Genomic DNA, 20,960 nt, shown 5'->3' with positions numbered 1-20,960 from the left:
CGACCCTTGGGCCAGAGTCGAGAGCGCGGGCAAAAGAAAAGCGGACCTCGTCCGAGGTCCGCTTTGCCCTTGCGGGCACAACAGCCAAGGTGGGCTCAGCTGCTCATATCATAGGCGCGTTCCCCGTGTACCGACAGGTCGAGCCCGTTTGTCTCGGTCTCAGCGTCTACGCGAAGCGGGGTGATCAAAGCAACCACCTTGACCAGCACAATCGTGACAACTGACGTAAAGACACCCACGATCACCAGCCCTCCGACCTGCGCGGTCCAAGTGCCAAGGCCGAAAAGCGCGATCATCAACGTGCCGAAGATGCCGCCGACGCCATGCACGGCGAAGACATCCAGCGTGTCGTCGATGTTCAGCTTGTTTCGGACGACATTCACGGCCTCCTGACAAAGCACGCCGGCCACCGCGCCGATGATCAGCGCCTGCACCGGGCCGACAAAACCCGAGGCCGGGGTGATCGAGGCCAGACCCGCGATCGTACCTGTCACAAGACCTACCATCGACGCCTTGCCGAACCGGATCCGTTCCCAAAGCGCCCATGTTAGCGAGGCGGTCGCGGCAGAGATATGCGTGACGGTCATCGCCATCGCGGCCCCTCCGTCAGCGGCCAGTTGTGAGCCGCCGTTGAAGCCGAACCAACCGACCCACAGCATCGCGGCGCCGACCATGACAAAGCCGGGGTTGTGCGGGGGCGTCGTGCGATTGCGACGAGGGCCGAGGATCACGGCGATGATCAGCGCCGCCAGACCGGCGGTTTCATGCACCACGATGCCACCGGCAAAATCACGCACGCCGATCTCACCCAGAATGCCGCCATCGGTCAGGATGCCTCCGCCCCAGATCCAGTGGACGACCGGCGCATAGCATAGCAGCATCCACAGGGCCGAGAAGGTCAGGACGAACCCGAAGCCCACCCGCTCCACATAGGCACCGACGATCAGGGCCGGGGTGATGATGGCAAAGGTCATTTGGAAGGCGAAGAACAGAATCTCTGGCAGGGTGCCCGACAGGCTGTCGGCGTCCACACCGTTCAGAAAGGCCTTGCCCAGACCGCCCCATAGGCCGGACGCTCCCTCGCCGAACGCGATGGAATACCCGGCGACCAGCCATAGAATGCTCATCAAACAGGCAATCGAAAAGCAATGCATGAACACGCTGAGCACATTTCGGGCACGCACAAGGCCGCCATAGAACAGGGCAAGCCCCGGCAATGTCATGAACAGGACCAGTGCAGTGGCAACGATGATCCAGGCTGTATCGGCTCCGTTCATGGGCCGGTCTCCTCTTCTTCTTACGTTTGCGTCGGATGGGCACGGGTCCCGATCCGGCGCGGTGAGCGCATGGCCACGGGTTAGAAGCGGAGAGTGGGTGCGGAAAAAAGAGGCAAGGCCCGAATGCGCCGCCTGTTTTGGCGGCTTTTTTCTAAGTGACGCTTAAATTTGCGCCGCAGGGGGTCATTTGACTAAAAATTAGGCTGAAGGCAAAAGGGCGTCATTCAGCAAGGACAGCGCATGATCCCGCGCTGCGCGGCGGACAGAGTCGCGGCCCACTGCGCCGAATTCCACAGTCTCGGTCCGTGTGGTCTGTCCTTCGGAGGCCAGTCCGAAACAGACCCGCCCCTCGGGCTTGTACTCGGACCCGCCCGGTCCCGCGATCCCGGTGACCGAGACGGCGAGTTGCGCGTGGGAGTGCCGAAGCGCGCCCTCGGCCATCTCGCGGGCGACCTGTTCGGACACTGCGCCATGAGCATCCAGAGTGCTGGCGTGCACGCCCAGCATCTCTTGCTTGGCGGTGTTGGTGTAGGTGACGAAACCGCGCTCGACCACGGCGGAACTGCCGGGGATATTTGTCATAGCAGCCGCGACCATACCGCCCGTACAGCTTTCAGCGGTGGCGATCATCACGCCTTGCTCTTTGGCGCGGTCCAGCAGGGCGGAGACGTTCATAGGCCCATTACTCCATGCGCGATGCCTGCAAGGATCAGGACACCGATGGCGGCGAAGACACCTGCAATGACATCGTCCAGCATCACGCCCATCGCGTCGTTGCGCCGGTCGGCCCAGCCAACGGGGCCGGGTTTGGTAATGTCGAACAGGCGGAACAGGAGGAAGCCAGCCAGCCAGCCGGGCCAGAGCGCGGTGACCTCGATCCCATGCGCCCAAGCCGGATACGAAACCGCCCAGATCGCTACAAACTGACCGGCGACCTCGTCTATGACGATCTCGGACGGGTCGTGATCGTCCTTGCCTTCGGTCATCACGCGGGTGGCCCAGAGCCCGCCGAAGAACACGGCAACCGTGGCCAGAACCAGCAGGGGGAACCCGCCCAGCATATGCAGCAACCACGCCAACGGCAGCGCCGCCAGCGAGCCCCATGTTCCGGGCGCGGGGCGCAGATAGCCAACGCCGCAGACAGTGCCGATCAGGCGGGCGGCGCTCATGCCTTCACCAGACAGGCAGTGGCCAGCGCGGCGATCCCTTCGCTGCGCCCGGTAAAGCCAAGCCTCTCAGATGTGGTCGCCTTGACCGAGACCTGATCGTCGCGCAACCCCATGATCCGCGCCATCTCGGCCCGCATGGCCAGCGCGTGCGGCCCGATCTTGGGGTATTCGCAAACCAGAGTGCAGTCGGCGTTCGAAATGCGGTACCCCATCTGCCCGGCCAGTTCGACCGCGTGACGCAGGAAAATCTCGCTGGCCGCATCCTTCCATTGCGGATCCGAGGGTGGGAAATGCTGACCGATATCGCCTTGCGCCAGAGCTCCGTAGATCGCGTCGGTCACAGCGTGCATGCCCACATCCGCGTCCGAATGCCCATGTAACCCTCGGGCGTGAGGCACCTTCACGCCGCACAGGATCACGTGGTCCCCGTCGCCGAAACGGTGCACGTCGTACCCGTTGCCCAGCCTTACATCCATATCCGTTCCCATTATGCGTTCTGCCCGGGCGAAATCCTCGGGTCGGGTGATTTTGATGTTGTCCGCGTCGCCCGGTACGATGGCCACGTCCATCCCGACAGCACGCGCGACTTCAACGTCGTCTGCAGCCCCTCCGGCATGGCTGGCATGGGCTGCGACGATAGCGTCATAGTGAAACCCTTGCGGGGTCTGTGCTGCGAAAAGGCCAGTTCGGTCTCGCGTGCCGGTGACACCCTGTTCATCCCCGGTCCAGAGAGCATCCGTCACCGCCAATCCGGGCGCAGCGGCAGGGTGCGTATCAAGCGCGGTCAGAACGTCGTGAATGATGCGCGTGCTGACGCAGGGGCGGGCAACATCGTGGATCAGAACCTTTGTCACGCCACGGTCCTTCAGCGCATCCAAGCCCTGCCGCACCGACCCGGCCCGGTCACTGCCGCCGGGCGCAAGGATCAGGTCGGTGCCCCGAAATTCGGCCCAGGCCTCAGCATCGTCTGGGGACAGCACCAAAACAATATGATCCACCTGATCCCGGAACCTGTCGATGGTCCAGTCCGCCACGCGGTGACCCCCCAGCGCCCGCCATTGTTTCGGCGTCTCGCCACCAGCGCGCAATCCGCGTCCGGCGGCGACAATAATGGCGGCGGTTGTCATGGGTTGGTGGCTCCTGTTTGCACGCATTGTTTAGGGTGCGGTGAATGCAGAGGCAATCACCCGCGTCATACTGCTTAAAAATTGTGCACTTGATGATTTTGCGGGCTTGTAAGTCGCCGATTTCTTGTTCACATGCCGGGAATTCGATATCTAACGCTCAAATGCCCAAGGATTAAGCACGTTGACCCTGCAACTCGCTGATAAGGACCTGACCCCGCCCGTTCTGCTGGCCCCGATGGCCGGAATCACCGACCGCCCGTTTCGCGATCTGGTGATGCGCTTCGGCGCGGGCATGGTGGTGAGCGAGATGGTCGCAAGTCAAGAGATGGTGCAAGCCAAGCCCGGCGTGCGCGAACGCGCGGAATTGTCGGCAGATGTGGAAAACACAGCCGTCCAACTGGCGGGTCGCGAGGCGCACTGGATGGCCGAGGCCGCGCGACAGGTCGCGGACCGCGGTGCGCGGGTGATCGACATCAATATGGGTTGCCCGGCCAAGAAGGTGACGAACGGTTATTCCGGCTCGGCGCTGCTGAAAACACCAGACCACGCGCTGACGCTGATTGAGGCTGTTGTCGCTGCTGTTGATGTGCCGGTGACGCTAAAAACCCGGCTGGGATGGGATGACAAACTGCTCAACGCGCCGGACGTGGCGCGGAGGGCGCAGGATGCGGGTGTGCAAATGGTCACGATCCATGGGCGCACGCGCTGCCAATTCTACAAGGGCCGCGCCGATTGGGCGGCGATCCGGGCGGTGAAGGAGGCGGTCTCGATCCCGGTGATCGCCAATGGCGATATTGTTGAAACAAACGCGGCACGGACGGCGTTGGCGCACTCCGGGGCGGATGGGGTCATGGTTGGGCGCGGGGCGCAGGGGAAACCCTGGCTTCTGGCGCAGATTTGCCATGATCTCTACGGCTCGGACGCGCCGCAAATCCCCTCGGGCGGGGCACTGGTCGAGATGGTGCAAGGGCACTATCAGGCGATGCTTGAGTTCTACGGCACCGATCTGGGCCTGCGCGTCGCCCGTAAACATCTGGGTTGGTACATGGACGAGGCCGGCACGCCCGCGCCCCTACGCCGCGCCGTTCTGACCTCGCGCGATACGGATGAGGTGCTGCGCCTGCTAGGCGATGCGCTGAGCGGCACGGCAGAGGTGGCAGCATGAACTCGGATCAGAGCATCTGGAACTCGCTTCCGGTTCCCGCCTTCATCATCGACGAGGATGACCGGATCGCTGACGTCAATTCCTCGGGCGAGGGGTTTTTGAACGCGTCTCGCAAATCGGTCATTGGCCACCCGGTCTGGGACCAGATCGCGGTCGATGCACCCTTGGAAGAGGCCTTTCTGCGTGCCCGCCAACAGGGCACACCCTTGTTCGTGAACGACGTGGACGCCGGGTCGGGCAACCGCGCGCCGCTGCAATGCGCGTTGCAGATTGCGCCGCTGGTCGGGCATCCCGGGTCGATGATCATGATTATCTCGCCGCGTGAACTTGCCGGTAGGATGACGCGCGGCAATACAGTGAAGTCAGCAGCGCAATCGGCGATTGGCATGGCCGAGATGCTGGCGCATGAGATCAAGAACCCGCTGGCTGGCATCACCGGTGCGGCGCAGTTGCTCAGCATGAATATCCCGAAGCAAGACCTTGAACTGACTGATCTTATCGTCGCCGAAAGCCGCCGGATCGTGAAGCTTCTGGAGCAGGTCGAGCAGTTCGGAAACCTGCAGCAGCCCGATTTCAAACCGGTCAACATTCACGACGTTCTTGACCGCGCCCGCCGGTCGGCCCTCTTGGGCTTCGGCGCGGATATGACGATCATCGAGGATTACGACCCCTCGTTGCCGCTGGCCTACGGCGACCCGGACCAGTTCCTGCAAGTGGTGCTGAACCTGCTCAGAAACGCGTCCGAAGCCGCAGGAGCCAAGGGCGGAACGATCCGGCTGCGCACCTATTTCGAGCATTCATTCCGCCTGCGCCGGAGTGACGGGTCGGGTCATTCGCTGCCGTTGCAGATCGAAATCATCGACGACGGGCCGGGATTGCCGGACAATATCCGGAGCGACATTTTTGACCCCTTCGTCTCGGGCAAGGAAAACGGCACCGGGCTTGGGCTGGCGCTGGTCAGCAAGATCGTCTCGGACCATGACGGATGGATTTCGGCAGAATCGGTGCCCGGGCGCACCGTGTTCAAGCTGTCTCTGCGCCGCGCCCCGCGCGAAGACGCCAAAGATAAGAAGGAGAGCACCTGATGGATGGCACAGTCCTGGTCGCTGATGACGACCGCACAATCCGTACCGTTCTGACACAGGCCCTGACGCGCGCCGGTTGCAAGGTGCACGCCACGTCCTCGCTGACAACGCTGATGCGCTGGGTGGGCGAAGGCAAGGGCGATGTGGTAATCTCGGACGTGGTCATGCCGGATGGTAACGGGTTGGAAATGCTGCCGAAAATCGCGCAGGACCGGCCCGGTTTGCCGGTGATCGTGATCTCGGCGCAGAACACGATCATGACGGCGATCCAAGCAGCCGAAGCCGATGCATACGACTATCTGCCCAAACCCTTCGATCTGCCGGACCTGATGAAGCGCACCGCCCGCGCGCTGGAGCAAAAACAGCGGTCGCAGCCAGAGCCCATGGACGAAAGCGGTGAGCGCCCCGATGAGTTGCCTCTGGTCGGGCGGACCCCGGTGATGCAGGCGCTGTACCGGCTGGTGGCGCGGGTGATGAACACCGATCTGTCGGTGATGATCTCCGGTGAAAGTGGGACCGGCAAGTCCCTGATCGCGCGGGCTATTCACGATTTTTCGGACCGACGAACCTTGCCCTTTGTCACGGCCACAGCGGCCGATCTGCGCGATCTGGAAGGGCCGGCGCGCATCATGGCGCGGGTTCGGGGCGGCACGCTGCTGATTGATGAGATCGCCGACATCGACGATGAGATTCAGGCCCGTATCGTGCGCATGATGGACACGCCGGGCGATCACGTTCCACGATTCATGGCGACCAGCCAGTCCGATCTGACCGAAGGGATGGAGAGCGGTCGTATCCGGCAGGACCTGTATTATCGCCTCTGCGGCGCCACGGTTCATGTCCCGGCGCTGCGCGAGCGGGTGGATGATATCACCCTGCTGGCCGAGCATTTTCTGGTCCGGGAAGAGCGTGAAAGCGGATCGAAACGCTGGCTCAGCCCCGAGGCGGACGAGCTGGTCCGGCGCTATTCCTGGCCGGGCAACGTGCGGCAGTTGGAGAACGCGGTTCGCCGCCTGAGCCTGACCAGCCGGGCCGACGAGATATCGAAGGCTGAGGTTGAGATGGTTCTGGGCAGCCAGCCCGAAGCCGAACCTGTTCTTGGGGGTGGTGAGCGTGAGAAACTCTCAACCTCCGTGGGCCGTCACCTGCGGCGTTATTTCGACCTGCATGGCAATATTCTGCCGCCTCCGGGCCTCTATCAGCGGATTCTGCGCGAAGTTGAGGCCCCCCTGATCGAGATCGCGCTGGACGCAACTGGCGGAAATCAGGCGAAATGTGCGGATTTGCTGGGGATCAACAGAAATACGCTGCGAAAAAAAATCACCGATCTCGATATTCAGGTGACACGCCGACGCAAACTGATGTAATATCGCCACACAAAGCGTGGCATCTGGGTTCGCACCCGGCAACGACCACGAGATATGGCGGTAGGCCGCGCAAGCGGCACATCAGGATGAGGGCAGACGGTGGCAACCCGGGCACAGAGCGGGCCGATTCCAGCGATTAATCGGTGGCGGAAATCCCGAAAACTGCGCAATTTCGGCACCTTGGGGCTGGTTCTTCTAGGCCCTGCGCTGGCATTGGCGACCTATCTGGTGATCGGTCCCTTTGATCTTGGGGCGACCGCGCCGACTCTGCGGCTGATTCTTCTTGCCGATCTGGTTTACGTGCTGGTCGTGGCGGCCCTTGTGCTGGGTCAACTTGGCTCTCTGATCGCCGCCCGCCGCGCCAAATCAGCCGGATCGCGCCTGCACCTGCGGCTGATCGGGGCGTTTACGTTGCTGGCACTGGTCCCGACCGTCACGGTTGCGATTTTTGCCGGTCTGACGGTGAATATCGGCCTTGAGGGCTGGTTCTCCGACCGCGTGCGGCAGGTTGTGGGCTCGTCCCTGACCGCCGCCGAGGCTTATGAGACCGAACACCGGCAGGGTCTGACGCAAGACGCCGCCGTTCTGGCGCGGTTTCTGGACAATGCCCGCAATCTGGATTTCTACATCTCAGATGCCGAACTGCGTGAGGTTCTGGCCCAAGGCCAGTCCCAAATCCAGCGCGGCCTGCGTGAGGCTTATGTGATCGACGGCAGCGGCGAGATTCGGTCGCGCGGGGATCGGTCCTATCTGTTCAACTATGAACCGCCCACTTCCGAACAGATTGCCCAATCCGAAAACGAGGGCCTGCTGATCATTGCCGACTGGGCAAACAGCGAATTCCGGGCTTTGGTGCCGTTGCAGGCGTATCTGGACCGGTACCTCTATGTCAGCCGTGAGGTCGACGGCCAGTTGCTGACGCTGCTGGATGACACCAAGGAAACGGCGCAATTCTATCAGCAGCTTGAAAGCGAACGGGGCAGGGTGCTGTTCGAATTCGGCCTGTTATATCTGGGCTTCGCGCTGATCTTGATCCTCGCCGCCATGTCGCTTGGCATGTGGTTCGCTGAACGTCTGTCGCGGCCTGTGGGCCGGTTGACCACGGCGGCGCAGCGGGTTGGCGCAGGCGACTTGAGCGTGCAGGTCATTGAAGAGGCCAGCGACGACGAAATCGCGATGCTGGGCCGGTACTTCAATCAGATGACTCGGCAGTTGAAGGGGCAGCGCGACACGCTTCTGCAAAACACCCGCCAGATCGAAATCCGCCGCCGCCTGTTTGATTCCGTACTTAGCTCTGTGACGTCAGGCGTGGTCGGAGTGGACCCGGACGGCTGCGTGACCTTCGTCAACCGCTCAGCCGAACGGCTGCTGGACTGGTCGCGGGGTGAAGAGCATCTGGCTATCGGCATCGCAGTGCCCGAGTTCCTGCAGCTGTTCGAAAGCCTCAAGGAAAGCGGGCAAGAGGCGGTGCAGGGCGAGATCAAGGTCGTCCGCAAGGGACGGTTGGAAAATCTGCTGGTCCGCATGGCTACCCGCAGGGGCGAGGATGGCGGGCTGGAAGGCTATGTGGTGGCCTTTGACGACGTGACCGATCTAGTCAGCGCCCAGCGGATGGCCGCTTGGGGCGACGTGGCCCGTCGCATCGCGCATGAGATCAAGAACCCTCTGACCCCGATCCAACTGAGCGCCGAGCGGATCAAGCGCAAATTCTCGCGCAAACTGGATGAGGAAGACTGCGATAGTCTGGAATCCATGACCGACGTAATCGTACGGCAAACCAATGACTTGCGACGCATTGTTGATGAATTCTCGAAATTCGCGCGGATGCCAGAACCGGACCGGCGGGAAGAGGACATCGTGGCCCTCGTGCGCGAGGCGGTTCTGTTACAGCAGGCCGGTCAGCCGGATGTACAGATCGACGCGGATCTGCCGGATCAGCCAATCTCGTTGGATATTGACGCGACGATGCTCAATCAGGCGCTGACGAACCTGATCAAGAACGCGGGCGAAGCCATTGAGACCTTGAAGCAAAAAGGCGCACCCGAAAACCTGTCTCCGCAGATCAAGGTCGCGGTGTCCAGTGACGATGCGGGCACCATCATAACAATCGCGGATAATGGCATCGGCTTACCCGAGGACCGGGCGCGGCTGTTTGAGCCTTACGTAACCACCCGGGACGAAGGGACAGGTCTGGGCCTGCCCATCGTCAAGAAGATCATCGAAGAACATGGCGGAGCGCTGTCCCTAGAAGATGCGCCCGTATTCGACGGACAGGACCATTTCGGCGCGATGGCCGTGATCCGTTTGCCAGGGGCAGAATTTTCCCCAGCCGTCGCGCCACAAAAGCAGACAATTAAAACCAACAAACTGAAAGCAGGCCAAAGATGAGCGACATTCTGATCGTAGATGACGAACGCGATATTCGCGAACTGGTGTCCGACATTCTGGAGGACGAAGGCTATTCAACCCGGCGGGCCGGAAACTCGGACGAGTGTATGGCGGCCATCAATTCCGAACCACCGGGGCTGTTGATTCTGGATATCTGGCTGAAAGACAGTCGCATGGATGGGATCGACATCTTGAAGGCGGTCAAACGCGACAACCCCGATGTGCCGGTGGTGATCATTTCGGGTCACGGCAACATCGAAATCGCCGTGGCGGCGATCAAACAGGGGGCTTACGACTTTATCGAAAAGCCCTTTAACATTGATCAGTTGATGGTTGTGATCCGCCGCGCGATGGAAACCTCGCGCCTGCGTCGCGAGAACGCCTCGCTCAAGCGGAAAGAGGTCAGCAATTCGGATATGATCGGCAAGTCCGCCTCGTTCCGCGCGATGCAGGGGCAGTTGGACAAGGTGACGAAATCGAACGGGCGCGTGATGCTGAGCGGCCCGGCCGGGTCCGGCAAGGAAATCGCCGCGCGTTATATTCACGCCCATTCCAACCGCGCTAACGCGCCTTTCGTGACGGTGAATTGCGCGGGGGTTGAGCCTGAGCGGATGGAAGAGGTTCTGTTCGGGCGGGAATCGGCGGAACGTGGCGTTGAATCCGGCCTGCTGGAAGAAGCCCATGGCGGCGTGATCTATTTTGATGAGGTCGCGGATATGCCACTGGGTACCCAGTCGAAAATCCTGCGGGTACTGGTCGATCAGCAATTCCAGCGGGTTGGTGGCACCGACAAGGTCCGCGTTGATCTGCGCGTGATATCCTCGACCAACCGGGATCTTGAGGCCGAAATCAGCGCAGACCGCTTTCGCGAAGAACTGTATCACCGCCTGAATGTCGTTCCGATCGACGTGCCCTCGCTTGAGGACCGGCGTGAGGATATTCCGGTTCTGGCGCAACATTTCATTGAAGTATGCAACGAATCCCAGGGCTTGCCGATCCGCGACCTGTCCGAGGAAGCCGTCGCTCTGCTTCAGACGATGACATGGCCCGGCAACGTGCGGCAGTTGAAGAACCTGATCGAGCGTGTGCTGATCCTGGGCGACGGAAGCGGCCCCATCGAGGCCCGCGAACTGCCCAGTGAGGAAGACAAATCCGTCGAATCCGGTCGCGTGGTCCTGTCGGGCGCGCTGGCGACCCTGCCGCTGCGCGAAGCGCGCGAGGCGTTCGAGCGGGAGTATCTGCTGACCCAGATCAACCGTTTCGGTGGCAATATCAGCCGCACCGCCAGCTTTGTCGGGATGGAGCGCAGCGCGCTGCATCGCAAGCTGAAATCGCTGGGCGTTGTCACTTCGAACAAATCCGGTGCGCGTGTGGCGCAGATTGACGAACCGGAACCGGCAGAGTGATCTGCCGGGCAGCGTGATGGCCAAGGCCAATCTGACGCAAGCACGGGCCTATCCGGCCTTTGGCAGACGTCTCAGGCGTCTCCGCCGGTCGGTCGGTCTGAAACAGTCGGCTTTGGCCGATCTGTTAGAGGTGGATCAAACCACGATCTCAAGGTGGGAGAGCGGTCGCCAAACGCCGTCGCCCGACCAACAGCAGGCGGTCTTTTCGGTACTTGGTCCGGCGCGGGCGGATGATGGGGCTTTAAGGCGGCTGGTCATGGGCTCGAGCGACTGCGTGCATCTGGTGGAAGAGGCCAGCCATAGATGTCTGGCATATTCCCCCAGCCGGGCGCGGGATTGGAAGACCAGCCAGCGGGCGCTGCTGGGCGTGTCCCTGTGGCAGTTTGCAACCGATGAAATCCGTCAGGCGGAAGGCGAGTTGAAGGACGAGGGCTGGTGGGACCTGCACACCCCAAGCCCCAAGGCGTTTCTGACGTCTGAGGCGGTGCATGACCGCATCCGGATCAGCGCTGGTGAGATCACCTGGGAACGGCTCTATCTGGCGGATGGAACACCGGTGCGGCTGGTCAGCGGATCACGCGCATAATTTATGCGTTCCTGAACCGCCGCAGCCCCGATAGAACCATGGCATGATTAGCTTTTTGAAGGTCATCCTGCTGTGGTGCGCGGGCTTGGGCGCGGCCACTCAGTTCGCCAAAATCGCGGTGCCGTTCCCCGAGGTCGCCTTGCTGTACCCGGAACAGGCGGGGTCGATTGGCTGGCTTTTGTCGATCATCAGCCTGATTGGGGCCGTTCTGGGTGCGATGTCCGGGGCCATTGCGGGCCGCATCGGGCCCTCGCGGTTGCTGATTGCCGGGCTTGTTCTGGGCGGCGGTCTTTCGCTGTTTCAGGCGAGTGTGCCGGGTTTCGCGTTGATGCTGACCAGCCGTGTTATCGAAGGGTTGTCGCATCTGGCGATCGTCGTCGCGGCACCGACCCTGATCGCGCAGATCACTGAAGGTCGGGCAAGAAACGTCGCCATGGTTCTGTGGAGCAGCTTCTTCGGTGTAGCCTTCGCCCTGAATGCGTGGATCGGATTGCCCTTGGTTGCCCAATTTGGCCTGCCTGTTTTCTTTGTGCTGCACGGGGTTTCTATGCTGCTGATCGCCGGGTTAATTGCAGCCTGCCGCATTCATGTCGATCTGAGCCATCCGGGGACCCTCGATTGGGGACCGGCGGCGTTCATCACAGCGCATGTGCAGACCTATCGCTCGGCCTTCATTTCGGCCCCGGCGATAGGCTGGTTCTTTTACACACTGACCTTCGTGTCGCTGCTGGCCATCCTGCCCGGTCGACTGCCCGAGGGCGTTGGCGGTCCGGTCGCGGGGCTGATGCCTCTGGCGGGTATCGTCGTTTCATGGCTGGCGGTGCCCTTGCTATCGACGTTCATGTCCTGCGTTGCGGTCACGGTTCTGGGCTTTGGTCTGGGCATCGGGGCGATCATCGGCGCGTTTCTGGGCCTGCCGTTGCCAATGGTCTGCATCGCCCTGTTCGCGGTTCTGGGCCTTGTGCAGGGCGGAAGTTTTGCCGCTGTGCCGGAACTGAATTCAACGGCAGGGGCGCAGGCCCTCAGCTATGGTGCCATGGCGCAGATGGGGAATGCGGGGAACCTGCTGGGCACGCCGGTTTTGCTGGCCATTCTGTGGCGGGGCGGCGAGGGCGGGATGCTCGGGGCCGTAATCGTGTTCTACGCCGCCGCGATCATTGCCCATCTATGGTTGGCGCAGAGACGCTTGACCCAGCAAACTGCGCCCCCGAAACACCGGGCGAGATGATCTGAAACGAGCCGTCCTGGAACTTGACGAAACAGGATTGCGATCCAAGCGGCGGCAGCGTGGTTGTCGGGCGCGCGGGCACCTGCGATTTCACCCGGCTTTTGCAGGGCGGCAGGCTGATCGGGCGGTAGCCTTTCTGGGCCATGCATTGCGCCTCGACCGTGCTGCGCAGGCCCTGGTTCACATCGACCGTGTAGATCTGACCGGGCTGCCACCAGCCGCCGGTGCGGTGGCACCTGCCACGGCTGTCGCAATAGGTCCGACCGGGCCAATAGGTGGGCGGGCCTTGGCGGACCTGATTGGCGACGGGCGCGTCCTTTAAAGCCTCAACCTGACATTTCGTGGTCTCGGCCTGCATCCGCGAAACGCTTTCGCCCTCGCGGTAATACAGCGACAGCGGCCCACAAGAGGACAGGATCATCACAGGAACAAGCAGACGAAGCAGTGTTTTCATGCGCTTATCTTGCCCCAGCTAAACGGGCATGACAAATCAATTGACCGTCTTGGGGGCATCTGTCATTCAAACATTTCAGGCAGAAGGGCCAGGGATATGAAGGTCATTATTTGCGGCGCGGGTCAGGTCGGCTGGCAGATCGCCCGGCATCTTTCAGGCGAACTGAACGATGTGACCGTGGTGGACAACAACCCCGATCTGGTGCGCCGCGCGACCGAAACGCTGGACGTGCAGGGGATCGCAGGCTTTGCTAGCTATCCTGATGTGCTGGAACGGGCCGGGGCCCGTGACGCCGACATGATCATCGCCGCGACCCATTCGGATGAGGTGAACATGGTCACGTGCCAGATGGCGCATTCTGTGTTCTCGATCCAGCGCAAGATCGCGCGCCTGCGGTCGAAATCCTATCTTCAGGCGATCCACTCGGACCTCTATCGCCGCGACCACCTGCCCATCGACGTGGTAATCAGCCCCGAGCGCGAGGTGGCCGCAGCCGCGATGCAACGCCTGTCGGCCCCCTCGGCCTTTGACACCGAGGTTTTCATGGAGGGTAAGGCGCAACTGCTGGGGATACGGGTCGAGGAGGACTGCCCGATTGTGAACACCCCTCTGCGGCAGTTGACCGACCTGTTCTCGACGCTTAGCTCCATCGTGGTGGGCGTGCGGCGTGAAGGGACCCTGTTTGCGCCAGAATCCGAAGATCAGCTTTTTGTCGGCGATGAATGTTACGTCTTTACCAATGTCAAAGACGTGGACCGCACCATCGAGGTGTTCGGCAAAACCCAAAAGCGGCAAGACCGCGTTGTGATCGTCGGTGGCGGCAATGTCGGGCTGGAAGTTGCGCGCACCCTGGAAGAGCGGGAAAGCCGGGTCCGCGCCAAGATTGTTGAACGCGACCGGCATTGCGCGGAACTGGCCGCCGAGGCATTGGAGCGCACGATTGTTCTGAACGGCGACGGGCTGGATGCCGGGTTGCTGAGCGAGGCCGGTATCGACCGCGCCGACGCGATGCTGGCCGTGACCGACGATGACCGCACCAACATGTTGGCCGCCGTGCGCGCCAAGGCCGAAGGCTGCGCGCTGGCGATTGCGCTGATCAATGATCCCAGCATGGTGGCTCTGATGGGGCCGCTGGGCATCGACGCCTATATCAACCCGCGCGCAACAACCGTCAGTTCGATCCTGCGCCATATCCGTCATGGCCGCGTGCGTCAGGTCTATTCCATCGGCGATGCCGAGGCCGAGGTGATCGAGGCCGAGGTCCTGTCGACCTCGCCCATGGCCGGGCAGAAGCTGCGCGACATCGACTTTCCCGAAGGCGTGCTGGTTGGTGCCGTGCGCAAGGGCGACGAGGTGCTGCGGCCAACCGGCAGCCTGCGCATTGACGAGAAAGACGTTATTGCGATCTTTGCCATGGCCAAGGATGTGCCCGAGGTCGAGCGTCTGATGCAGGTCTCGATCGATTTCTTCTGATGGCTATCGCGAGACAACAGCAGATCGGGTTACTTCGGCGGTTGCCGCTGTTTCTGCTGATCTGGGGGATTGTCTCGGTCGCGATGTGGATACCAGCGGTTTATGCGCTGGTGCTGGATGATCACGACACATCCCGGTCCTTCTTCTATTCGGGTCTACTGGGCGTGTTTTTGGTGTCGATCATCGCGCTTGCGTCCTCGAATCGTGTGCCCCGGCGCGGGACATTGGGGCAACTGGCGGTTCTGCTGGGCTGTTTCACCGTTCTACCGCTGTTTCTGGCGATCCCGTTTCACGATGCGCTTGGCACCACGACCTTTCTGAACGCCTATTTCGACATGGTCAGCGCACTGACAACGACCGGGGCCGATTTGTTTCCCAATCCTGACCGTCTGACCGCACCACTTCATTTATGGAGGGCACTGGTGGGCTGGATGGGCGGTCTGCTTATGTGGATATCGGCCGCCGCTATTCTGGCGCCTCTTTCGCTGGGCGGGTTCGAGGTCACCGCCCGCGGCCAGCCCGGCCGCCCGGTTTCGGGTGTTGCGCAAAGTGAGCGTGTTGATCCGCGGGGCCGGTTGTTGCGCGTGACGCGCACTTTGGCACCGGTCTATGCCGGTTTGACCGGAGTGGTTTGCATTCTACTCATGATCGCTGGCGAGCAGGGGCTGACGGCGGTGTGCCATGCCATGTCCGTCATGGCGACCTCGGGCATATCACCCGTTGGCGGGTTGGAAGGCGCGCAGTCCGGGATCACGGGTGAGGCGATCTTGTTCTTGTTCCTGTTCTTCGCCTTGTCGCGCCTGACCTTCTCGGCGGATACAGCAACAACAGGGTATGCCCGTCTGGACAAAGATCCCGAGTTTCGAATTGGCCTGATGATTGTTCTGGGCGTTGCGCTGCTGCTGTTTTTCCGGGTGCTGGCCGGTGTGGCCGAGATCGGCGGGCAGGTGCAGCCGCTACAGGCCGCTCAGGTGATCTGGGGGATGCTGTTTACTGCTCTTGCGTTTCTGACCACCGCTGGGTTCGAAAGCGCGAACTGGAACGATGCGCAGCAATTGTCGGGGTTGGGCACACCGGGCCTGGTTCTGATGGGGCTGGCCCTGATCGGGGGCGGCGTTGCCACCACCGCCGGAGGGGTCAAGTTGTTGCGGGTCTTCGCGCTCTATCTGAACGGCGCGCGCGAGATTGATCGGCTGATCCATCCGTCATCGGTCAGCGGCGTCGGCGGAGGCAACCGGCGTATTCAAAGCGATGGCGCGTTCATCGCCTGGATCTTCCTGATGATGTTCGCCTTAACGCTGGCCTTGTTCAACCTGCTACTGGCGATGATGGGCGCGGGGTTCGAGCAGGCCATGGTGCTTAGCGTGGCCGCGCTGAGCACGACGGGGCCGTTGATTGAACTGGCCACAGACGTACCGATCCGCCTGATCGATCTGTCGGGCGGGGCCAAGCTGACCATGTGCGCGGCGATGGTGATCGGACGGCTTGAAACGCTGGCGATCATTGCCCTGATCACGCCAAACCTCTGGCGGGATTAGATTAAGGTGTTAATACCTGATTTTTCATCTGGAATATCTCTGCGCAGCACTCCATACTCAGCCGGAGGGAGCGCGTTGGTCCGCAGCGCGTAGCAAGAACAACGGCGAGACTATAAAAATATGGCTTCGGACAGACAGAATCTTCAGGACGCCTTCCTGAACAATGTACGAAAAGCAAAGGTCCCGGTCACAATTTTCCTGATCAATGGCGTTAAATTGCAGGGTGTGATCACTTGGTTCGACAATTTTTGCGTTTTGTTGCGCCGCGACGGGCAGTCGCAATTGGTCTACAAACACGCGATTTCAACCATCATGCCATCGCAGCCGATCAGCTTGTATGAGGGCGAAGACGCCTCTTGATGGAACATGACAGGACGCGCACCCGGGCCTGGGTGTTGCATCCCGAAATCAAGTCAGATGAACAGCGCCGTGTCCCCGAACCGGCGCTGGCCGAGGCGGTTGCACTGGCGGCCGCCTTGCCCGATTTGGATGTGATCGGGTCCGAGATCGTGCGCCTCCAACGCGCCCAGCCGGGGTTGCTGTTCGGCAGTGGCAAGATTGACGAGTTGGGGGAACGTCTGCACGACCACGAGATCGAACTGGTTCTGATCGACGGGCCGGTGACGCCTGTCCAGCAGCGCAACCTTGAGAAAGCGTGGAAGGTCAAAATCCTCGACCGGACCGGGCTGATTTTAGAGATTTTCAGCGACCGCGCCCGCACCCGCGAAGGTGTGCTGCAGGTCGAGATGGCGGCGCTCAGCTATCAGCGCACGCGGCTGGTTCGGGCATGGACGCACCTTGAACGACAGCGGGGTGGATTGGGTTTTGTCGGCGGTCCGGGTGAAACCCAGATCGAGGCTGACCGTCGGGCGATTGACGAACAACTCGTGCGCTTGCGGCGTCAGTTGCAGAAGGTGGTCAAGACCCGCACCCTGCACCGCGCGGCGCGGGCCAAGGTGCCTTATCCGATTGTCGCGCTGGTGGGCTATACCAACGCTGGCAAATCAACGCTGTTCAACCGCCTGACCGGGGCCGAGGTGATGGCCAAGGACATGCTGTTCGCCACGCTCGACCCGACCATGCGCCGGGTCGAATTGCCCGATGGCCCCGAGGTGATCCTGTCGGACACGGTGGGTTTCATCTCGAACCTGCCAACCGAACTGGTCGCCGCCTTCCGCGCCACGCTGGAAGAGGTTCTGGGCGCGGACCTGATCGTGCATGTCCGCGACATCAGCCACGAAGAAACCGAGGCGCAGGCCGAAGATGTGCACGCCATTCTGACCTCGCTGGGTGTGGACGACGAACGCCCGGGGCTGGAGGTCTGGAACAAGATCGATCTTCTTGGCGCAGACGACCGCGATGCGACGCTGGCTCGGGCAGACCGTGACCCGGAAATCTTTGCGATTTCAGCGGTGACGGGCGAGGGGCTTGAGCCCTTGCTGGCCGAGATCGCGACAAAATTGCAGGGCGTCCGACACGAGGCCACGCTGACGCTGAGCTTTGCCGAAGGCGACAAGCGAGCATGGCTGTTCCGTCAGGATGTGGTTCGGTCTGAAGAACAGACCGAGGACGGGTTCGAGATCACGGTGCTTTGGACCGACAAACAGGCGGCGCAGTTCGCGGGTCTTTGACTTACTTACCGTCGATCTGACGCTGATAGTCGTCGGCATCGAACCAGCCCAGCGAGGTTTGGACCTTATTGTCTGGCGTCAACTCCCATTCCTCCCAACCGCGCGCGACGACAAGGTTGCCGGTCTCGGAATGGTGCCCCTCGAGCGTCCAGACAAATATGGCATGGGACCCGGCCCAACGCATCATGTCACAGCGAACTTCCAGATCGGGGAATTCCGCATAAAACCCGCGCGCCATTTCGGCAACTGCCGCGCGCCCCTGAATGGGGTCGCCCCGATTGATCGTAATTTGCCCGTCGGGCGCATAGAAACTGGCAACCGCGTCCGGCTCGCCAGAACTCCAAGCGATTGCATAATCCCGTGCGAGGTTGTTTAAAGTATCCCGAATACTGGTCATTTCCGCCCCCTTGGTCCCACATAATCGGCCCGCCAATGGTAGGCGAAAATCGGCTGGCTCGTCCACGACGCCGCAACTAACGGGGCGGGGAGTCGCCGAATGGGCGGATTATTGCGGGACCAGGTGAGTCACGCCAACCGCTGCCGCGTGGGCCAGATCGATGTCCAGCGACATCGGGATGTACTCTCCGCGCCGCCACAGCTGAGCCTGGTCGTCATAGTAGCGCGACAGGAAGTGGCCGGACTGACCCGTGGCCGTGATGAACACCGAACTGTCGGGATCGGCAAAGTCATACACCCCGCGATAGCCCGCGCCGTGGACGTTCTGGAACGGATCGGGGCCTTCGCCCGAGGTGCGCCCTCGCAGTAAGGTATTGTCTCCGCCGCTGGTCGACTGACGGATGTTCACAAAGAACCTCAGCACAGGGACATTGCCCAGAACCGGATGGTCATGCGTTGCCTGATGGGCATCGCCCCACCGCAGGGATTCCAGAGCATCGCCGTATTCCTCGGCGATCCAGATCAGCGCGTCATCCAGCGCCAGTTGCGCCATGTCGGTGCAGGTCTCGACCGGCGCGCTTTGGCGCACATCGCACCAGACCGAGGCCCCGTCGATGTCGCGGTACACACGCTCGATAAACAGGGGCTGGACATGTTTGTAGTCGCTGACCAAGGGGCCAAGCTCGTCGGAGATCAGTCTGATCTGCAACGCGCGCAGCCAAGCGGCGTAGATCAGCGGCTCGGGCAGATGCTCGTTCATCTCGCCATTCCATTCCGCCAGCAGGGACAGCGCGATCTGGCGTTGGCTTTCCAGAGTGCCTTCGGGGGCAGACGCTCCGGTAAACCACAGATCGGCCCCGATCAACGGCAGCAGCGACCGGGCGGTGAAGCTGACCGTGTCCAGTTGCGCTTCGATGAAACTGTCGCGGGTGTGCACCTCGCGCGATTGCATCAGGCGTTCCCAACGGTGGACACGCTGGGTGTCACCCCATTCATAGGACACATGTTCAGGGAACGGGCGGTCGATGATCTTGTTGTTGGTGTTGCCAAGGACACCGCCGACAGGGGCCACGAATTCAGGGTTGTCGGCATAGGGAAGGCGGCCGCTCCAGCGGTTTTCGGTCAGCCACCCGGGCGTCGGGATGCGCCCCCGGCTTTGGTTTTGCAGATCGCGCCGGGGCATCGCGCCGATCAGCTTCATCCCGATTGTGCTCTTGTCGACCAGCGACAGGTTCTGCGAAGGCGCGATGAACTTCTCGCCGACCTCAATTGCTTCTTGCACCGTGTCCGAATTCATCAGCGCCATCGACGCGGTCATCGACGTATCCTGCGGGCTGAGCGCCGTCCATGACAGCGAGGCGACATGGCCCGGCGGGGTGATCGTCTCCAGATCGTAATGCGTTCCGGGCAGAACGGGGCCGTTTTCCGTCCAGCGCAGTGTCAGGGTAATCGGGGCCTCGTCCTTGATCTCGATGATCGAGGGTTGGGTCTGGAATTCCTTATACCCTTCCGGGGTCAGATATTCCTCGGGGTTGTCCGGGTTCAACTGTTCGATATGCACGTCCTGATCGTCCAGATAGGACGAGGTCAGCCCCCATCCCAGCCGATCGCTGCGCCCCGACATCACAGCCGGTATGCCCGGAATGGTCGCGCCGATCACACCGCCCTTGGCCAGCCCCAGATGGGCCAGATACCACACGCCCGGCGCGGTAAAGCCCAGATGCGGGTCATTGGCCAAAAGCGTGCCGCCACTGGCCGAGCGCGAGGGCGCAGCGGTCCAGGCGTTCGATGCGCCAGCCAGCCCGCGTTTGGGAAAAGGCGACAGGGGCGTGTCGGGCATATCCGTTCCGGCGGCATAGCGGGGCAGGTTGGGAAACAGCGCGGCATATTCCGGCAGTGCGGCGATGCCCGGGCCGGGGACATCTGGCAGGATATCCGCCAGCCGCGCAGGATCGTTCAGCATCAACGAGGTGCGGGCGCGCAGAACTTCATCCTGCAGATGGCCCGAGAGTTGCAGCCCCATCAGCTTGATCACCGCGATACTGTCGCCCGGCTGCCAGGGTGAGACTGGGGCGTTGAACAGGAACATCTCTGGCGCGCCGCGGCCCAGAGCTTCTTCGTTGATCTCGGTCAGGCGGGCGTTCACCCCGGCGGCGTATGCCTGCAGCGCTGCCTTGGTGTAATCGTCCTGCACCTCGACCGAGCGGTGGGCCAGCCCGTACAGATCAAACCGGCGCAGCAGCTTGTCGATATGCACGGTGCGCGGACCGAAGACTTCGGACAAGCGGCCCTGTGCGGTGCGGCGCAGAACCGTCATCTGCCACAGGCGATCCTGCGCGTGGGCGTAGCCGAGGCCAAAGAACACGTCCGGGTCGTTGTCGGCCAGAATATGCGGCACGTTGGCGGTGTCGCGGATGATCTCGACCGGGGCGGTTAACCCTGCGACATCAAGGGTTTGATCATAGTCGGGCAGGGATTGGTTGGCCAGAAAATACACAAGGCCTACCGCTGCCAGAACCAGCAGGATCAACCCCGATGCAATCCGCACCAGCCAGCGAAACACAAGACCCATCGACGCCCCACATTCTTGGTCATTTATCGTTTGCGCCGAGAGTAAAGGATGCAACCGCAGACCGAAAGAGGAACGCCGCAGGAACCTTTGCCGTGAGG

The 20,960-nt window shown here is 61.8% G+C and carries 18 protein-coding genes; 11 read left to right on the top strand and 7 right to left on the bottom strand.

The features are described from left to right. Positions 1-95: 95 nt before the first annotated feature. The 4 genes from ACR0JN_RS04320 to ACR0JN_RS04305 all read right to left on the bottom strand — a co-directional run bounded on the left by ACR0JN_RS04320 (position 96) and on the right by ACR0JN_RS04305 (position 3,573). Positions 96-1,277, bottom strand: a complete 1,182-nt coding sequence (locus tag ACR0JN_RS04320; protein ID WP_480884476.1) for an ammonium transporter — start codon at positions 1,275-1,277, stop codon at positions 96-98. A gap of 198 nt (positions 1,278-1,475) precedes the next feature. Then, complete coding sequence (locus tag ACR0JN_RS04315) at positions 1,476-1,952, bottom strand: CinA family protein (protein WP_480884475.1); 477 nt, start codon at positions 1,950-1,952, stop codon at positions 1,476-1,478. Beyond that, a complete protein-coding gene (locus ACR0JN_RS04310) occupies positions 1,949-2,446 on the bottom strand; it encodes a phosphatidylglycerophosphatase A family protein (protein WP_480884474.1) in 498 nt (165 codons plus the stop codon). Before ACR0JN_RS04310 ends, ACR0JN_RS04315 begins: the two co-directional genes overlap by 4 nt. Further along, positions 2,443-3,573, bottom strand: a complete 1,131-nt coding sequence (locus tag ACR0JN_RS04305) for a bifunctional 2-C-methyl-D-erythritol 4-phosphate cytidylyltransferase/2-C-methyl-D-erythritol 2,4-cyclodiphosphate synthase (RefSeq protein ID WP_480884473.1) — start codon at positions 3,571-3,573, stop codon at positions 2,443-2,445. Before ACR0JN_RS04305 ends, ACR0JN_RS04310 begins: the two co-directional genes overlap by 4 nt. Positions 3,574-3,754: 181 nt before the next feature. Here ACR0JN_RS04305 and dusB point away from each other — a divergent pair, with 181 nt between their 5' ends. The 7 genes from dusB (at position 3,755) to ACR0JN_RS04270 (ending at position 12,798) form a co-directional block, all read left to right on the top strand. Then, positions 3,755-4,738, top strand: a complete 984-nt coding sequence (gene dusB, locus ACR0JN_RS04300) for a tRNA dihydrouridine synthase DusB (RefSeq protein WP_480884472.1) — start codon at positions 3,755-3,757, stop codon at positions 4,736-4,738. Next, positions 4,735-5,823, top strand: a complete 1,089-nt coding sequence (locus ACR0JN_RS04295) for a two-component system sensor histidine kinase NtrB (protein WP_480884471.1) — start codon at positions 4,735-4,737, stop codon at positions 5,821-5,823. The genes dusB and ACR0JN_RS04295 overlap by 4 nt, the downstream gene beginning before the upstream one ends. Continuing rightward, entirely contained in the window at positions 5,823-7,190 is a 1,368-nt protein-coding gene (locus ACR0JN_RS04290; protein WP_480815448.1) for a response regulator, read from the top strand. The genes ACR0JN_RS04295 and ACR0JN_RS04290 overlap by 1 nt, the downstream gene beginning before the upstream one ends. Before the next feature lie 99 nt (positions 7,191-7,289). Continuing rightward, entirely contained in the window at positions 7,290-9,578 is a 2,289-nt protein-coding gene (locus ACR0JN_RS04285; protein WP_480884470.1) for a sensor histidine kinase NtrY-like, read from the top strand. Further along, entirely contained in the window at positions 9,575-10,984 is a 1,410-nt protein-coding gene (ntrX, locus tag ACR0JN_RS04280; protein WP_480815450.1) for a nitrogen assimilation response regulator NtrX, read from the top strand. The genes ACR0JN_RS04285 and ntrX overlap by 4 nt, the downstream gene beginning before the upstream one ends. Further along, a complete protein-coding gene (locus ACR0JN_RS04275; protein WP_480815451.1) occupies positions 10,959-11,570 on the top strand; it encodes a helix-turn-helix transcriptional regulator in 612 nt (203 codons plus the stop codon). Before ntrX ends, ACR0JN_RS04275 begins: the two co-directional genes overlap by 26 nt. Positions 11,571-11,613: 43 nt before the next feature. Next, entirely contained in the window at positions 11,614-12,798 is a 1,185-nt protein-coding gene (locus ACR0JN_RS04270; protein ID WP_480884469.1) for an MFS transporter, read from the top strand. Here ACR0JN_RS04270 and ACR0JN_RS04265 read toward each other — a convergent pair. After that, positions 12,725-13,252, bottom strand: a complete 528-nt coding sequence (locus ACR0JN_RS04265) for a hypothetical protein (protein ID WP_480884468.1) — start codon at positions 13,250-13,252, stop codon at positions 12,725-12,727. The two genes, ACR0JN_RS04270 and ACR0JN_RS04265, sit on opposite strands and share 74 nt — an antisense overlap. Before the next feature lie 96 nt (positions 13,253-13,348). Here ACR0JN_RS04265 and trkA point away from each other — a divergent pair, with 96 nt between their 5' ends. From trkA to hflX, 4 genes are all read left to right on the top strand, one after another. Continuing rightward, positions 13,349-14,725, top strand: a complete 1,377-nt coding sequence (gene trkA / locus ACR0JN_RS04260) for a Trk system potassium transporter TrkA (RefSeq protein WP_480815454.1) — start codon at positions 13,349-13,351, stop codon at positions 14,723-14,725. After that, entirely contained in the window at positions 14,725-16,263 is a 1,539-nt protein-coding gene (locus ACR0JN_RS04255) for a TrkH family potassium uptake protein (protein WP_480884467.1), read from the top strand. The genes trkA and ACR0JN_RS04255 overlap by 1 nt, the downstream gene beginning before the upstream one ends. Before the next feature lie 120 nt (positions 16,264-16,383). Continuing rightward, positions 16,384-16,623 carry an RNA chaperone Hfq gene (gene hfq, locus ACR0JN_RS04250; protein ID WP_010440340.1) on the top strand — a complete coding sequence of 80 codons (240 nt, stop codon included), beginning with the start codon at positions 16,384-16,386 and terminating at the stop codon, positions 16,621-16,623. Then, entirely contained in the window at positions 16,623-17,894 is a 1,272-nt protein-coding gene (hflX, locus tag ACR0JN_RS04245) for a GTPase HflX (RefSeq protein WP_480884466.1), read from the top strand. Before hfq ends, hflX begins: the two co-directional genes overlap by 1 nt. Position 17,895: 1 nt before the next feature. Here hflX and ACR0JN_RS04240 read toward each other — a convergent pair whose 3' ends face one another. Both ACR0JN_RS04240 and ACR0JN_RS04235 read right to left on the bottom strand, forming a co-directional pair. Further along, positions 17,896-18,291: an SgcJ/EcaC family oxidoreductase gene (locus tag ACR0JN_RS04240; RefSeq protein WP_480884465.1), complete on the bottom strand. Its 396-nt coding sequence runs from the start codon at positions 18,289-18,291 to the stop codon at positions 17,896-17,898. A 108-nt stretch (positions 18,292-18,399) separates the two neighbouring features. Further along, a complete protein-coding gene (locus ACR0JN_RS04235; RefSeq protein WP_480884464.1) occupies positions 18,400-20,862 on the bottom strand; it encodes a penicillin acylase family protein in 2,463 nt (820 codons plus the stop codon). Positions 20,863-20,960 lie beyond the last annotated feature (98 nt).

The sequence above is a fragment of the Ruegeria sp. G12 genome (assembly GCF_056533565.1).
Note: the sequence above shows the minus strand (reverse complement) of the source record. Positions and strands in the feature narration are given on the sequence as shown.

Coding starts and splice junctions, on each gene's coding strand:
- ACR0JN_RS04320 (WP_480884476.1), bottom strand. CDS start 1,277: ATGAACGGAGCCGATACAGCCTGGATCATCGTTGCCACTGCACTGGTC.
- ACR0JN_RS04315 (WP_480884475.1), bottom strand. CDS start 1,952: ATGAACGTCTCCGCCCTGCTGGACCGCGCCAAAGAGCAAGGCGTGATG.
- ACR0JN_RS04310 (WP_480884474.1), bottom strand. CDS start 2,446: ATGAGCGCCGCCCGCCTGATCGGCACTGTCTGCGGCGTTGGCTATCTG.
- ACR0JN_RS04305 (WP_480884473.1), bottom strand. CDS start 3,573: ATGACAACCGCCGCCATTATTGTCGCCGCCGGACGCGGATTGCGCGCT.
- ACR0JN_RS04295 (WP_480884471.1), top strand. CDS start 4,735: ATGAACTCGGATCAGAGCATCTGGAACTCGCTTCCGGTTCCCGCCTTC.
- ACR0JN_RS04290 (WP_480815448.1), top strand. CDS start 5,823: ATGGATGGCACAGTCCTGGTCGCTGATGACGACCGCACAATCCGTACC.
- ntrX (WP_480815450.1), top strand. CDS start 9,575: ATGAGCGACATTCTGATCGTAGATGACGAACGCGATATTCGCGAACTG.
- ACR0JN_RS04270 (WP_480884469.1), top strand. CDS start 11,614: ATGATTAGCTTTTTGAAGGTCATCCTGCTGTGGTGCGCGGGCTTGGGC.
- ACR0JN_RS04265 (WP_480884468.1), bottom strand. CDS start 13,252: ATGAAAACACTGCTTCGTCTGCTTGTTCCTGTGATGATCCTGTCCTCT.
- trkA (WP_480815454.1), top strand. CDS start 13,349: ATGAAGGTCATTATTTGCGGCGCGGGTCAGGTCGGCTGGCAGATCGCC.
- ACR0JN_RS04255 (WP_480884467.1), top strand. CDS start 14,725: ATGGCTATCGCGAGACAACAGCAGATCGGGTTACTTCGGCGGTTGCCG.
- hfq (WP_010440340.1), top strand. CDS start 16,384: ATGGCTTCGGACAGACAGAATCTTCAGGACGCCTTCCTGAACAATGTA.
- hflX (WP_480884466.1), top strand. CDS start 16,623: ATGGAACATGACAGGACGCGCACCCGGGCCTGGGTGTTGCATCCCGAA.
- ACR0JN_RS04240 (WP_480884465.1), bottom strand. CDS start 18,291: ATGACCAGTATTCGGGATACTTTAAACAACCTCGCACGGGATTATGCA.
- ACR0JN_RS04235 (WP_480884464.1), bottom strand. CDS start 20,862: ATGGGTCTTGTGTTTCGCTGGCTGGTGCGGATTGCATCGGGGTTGATC.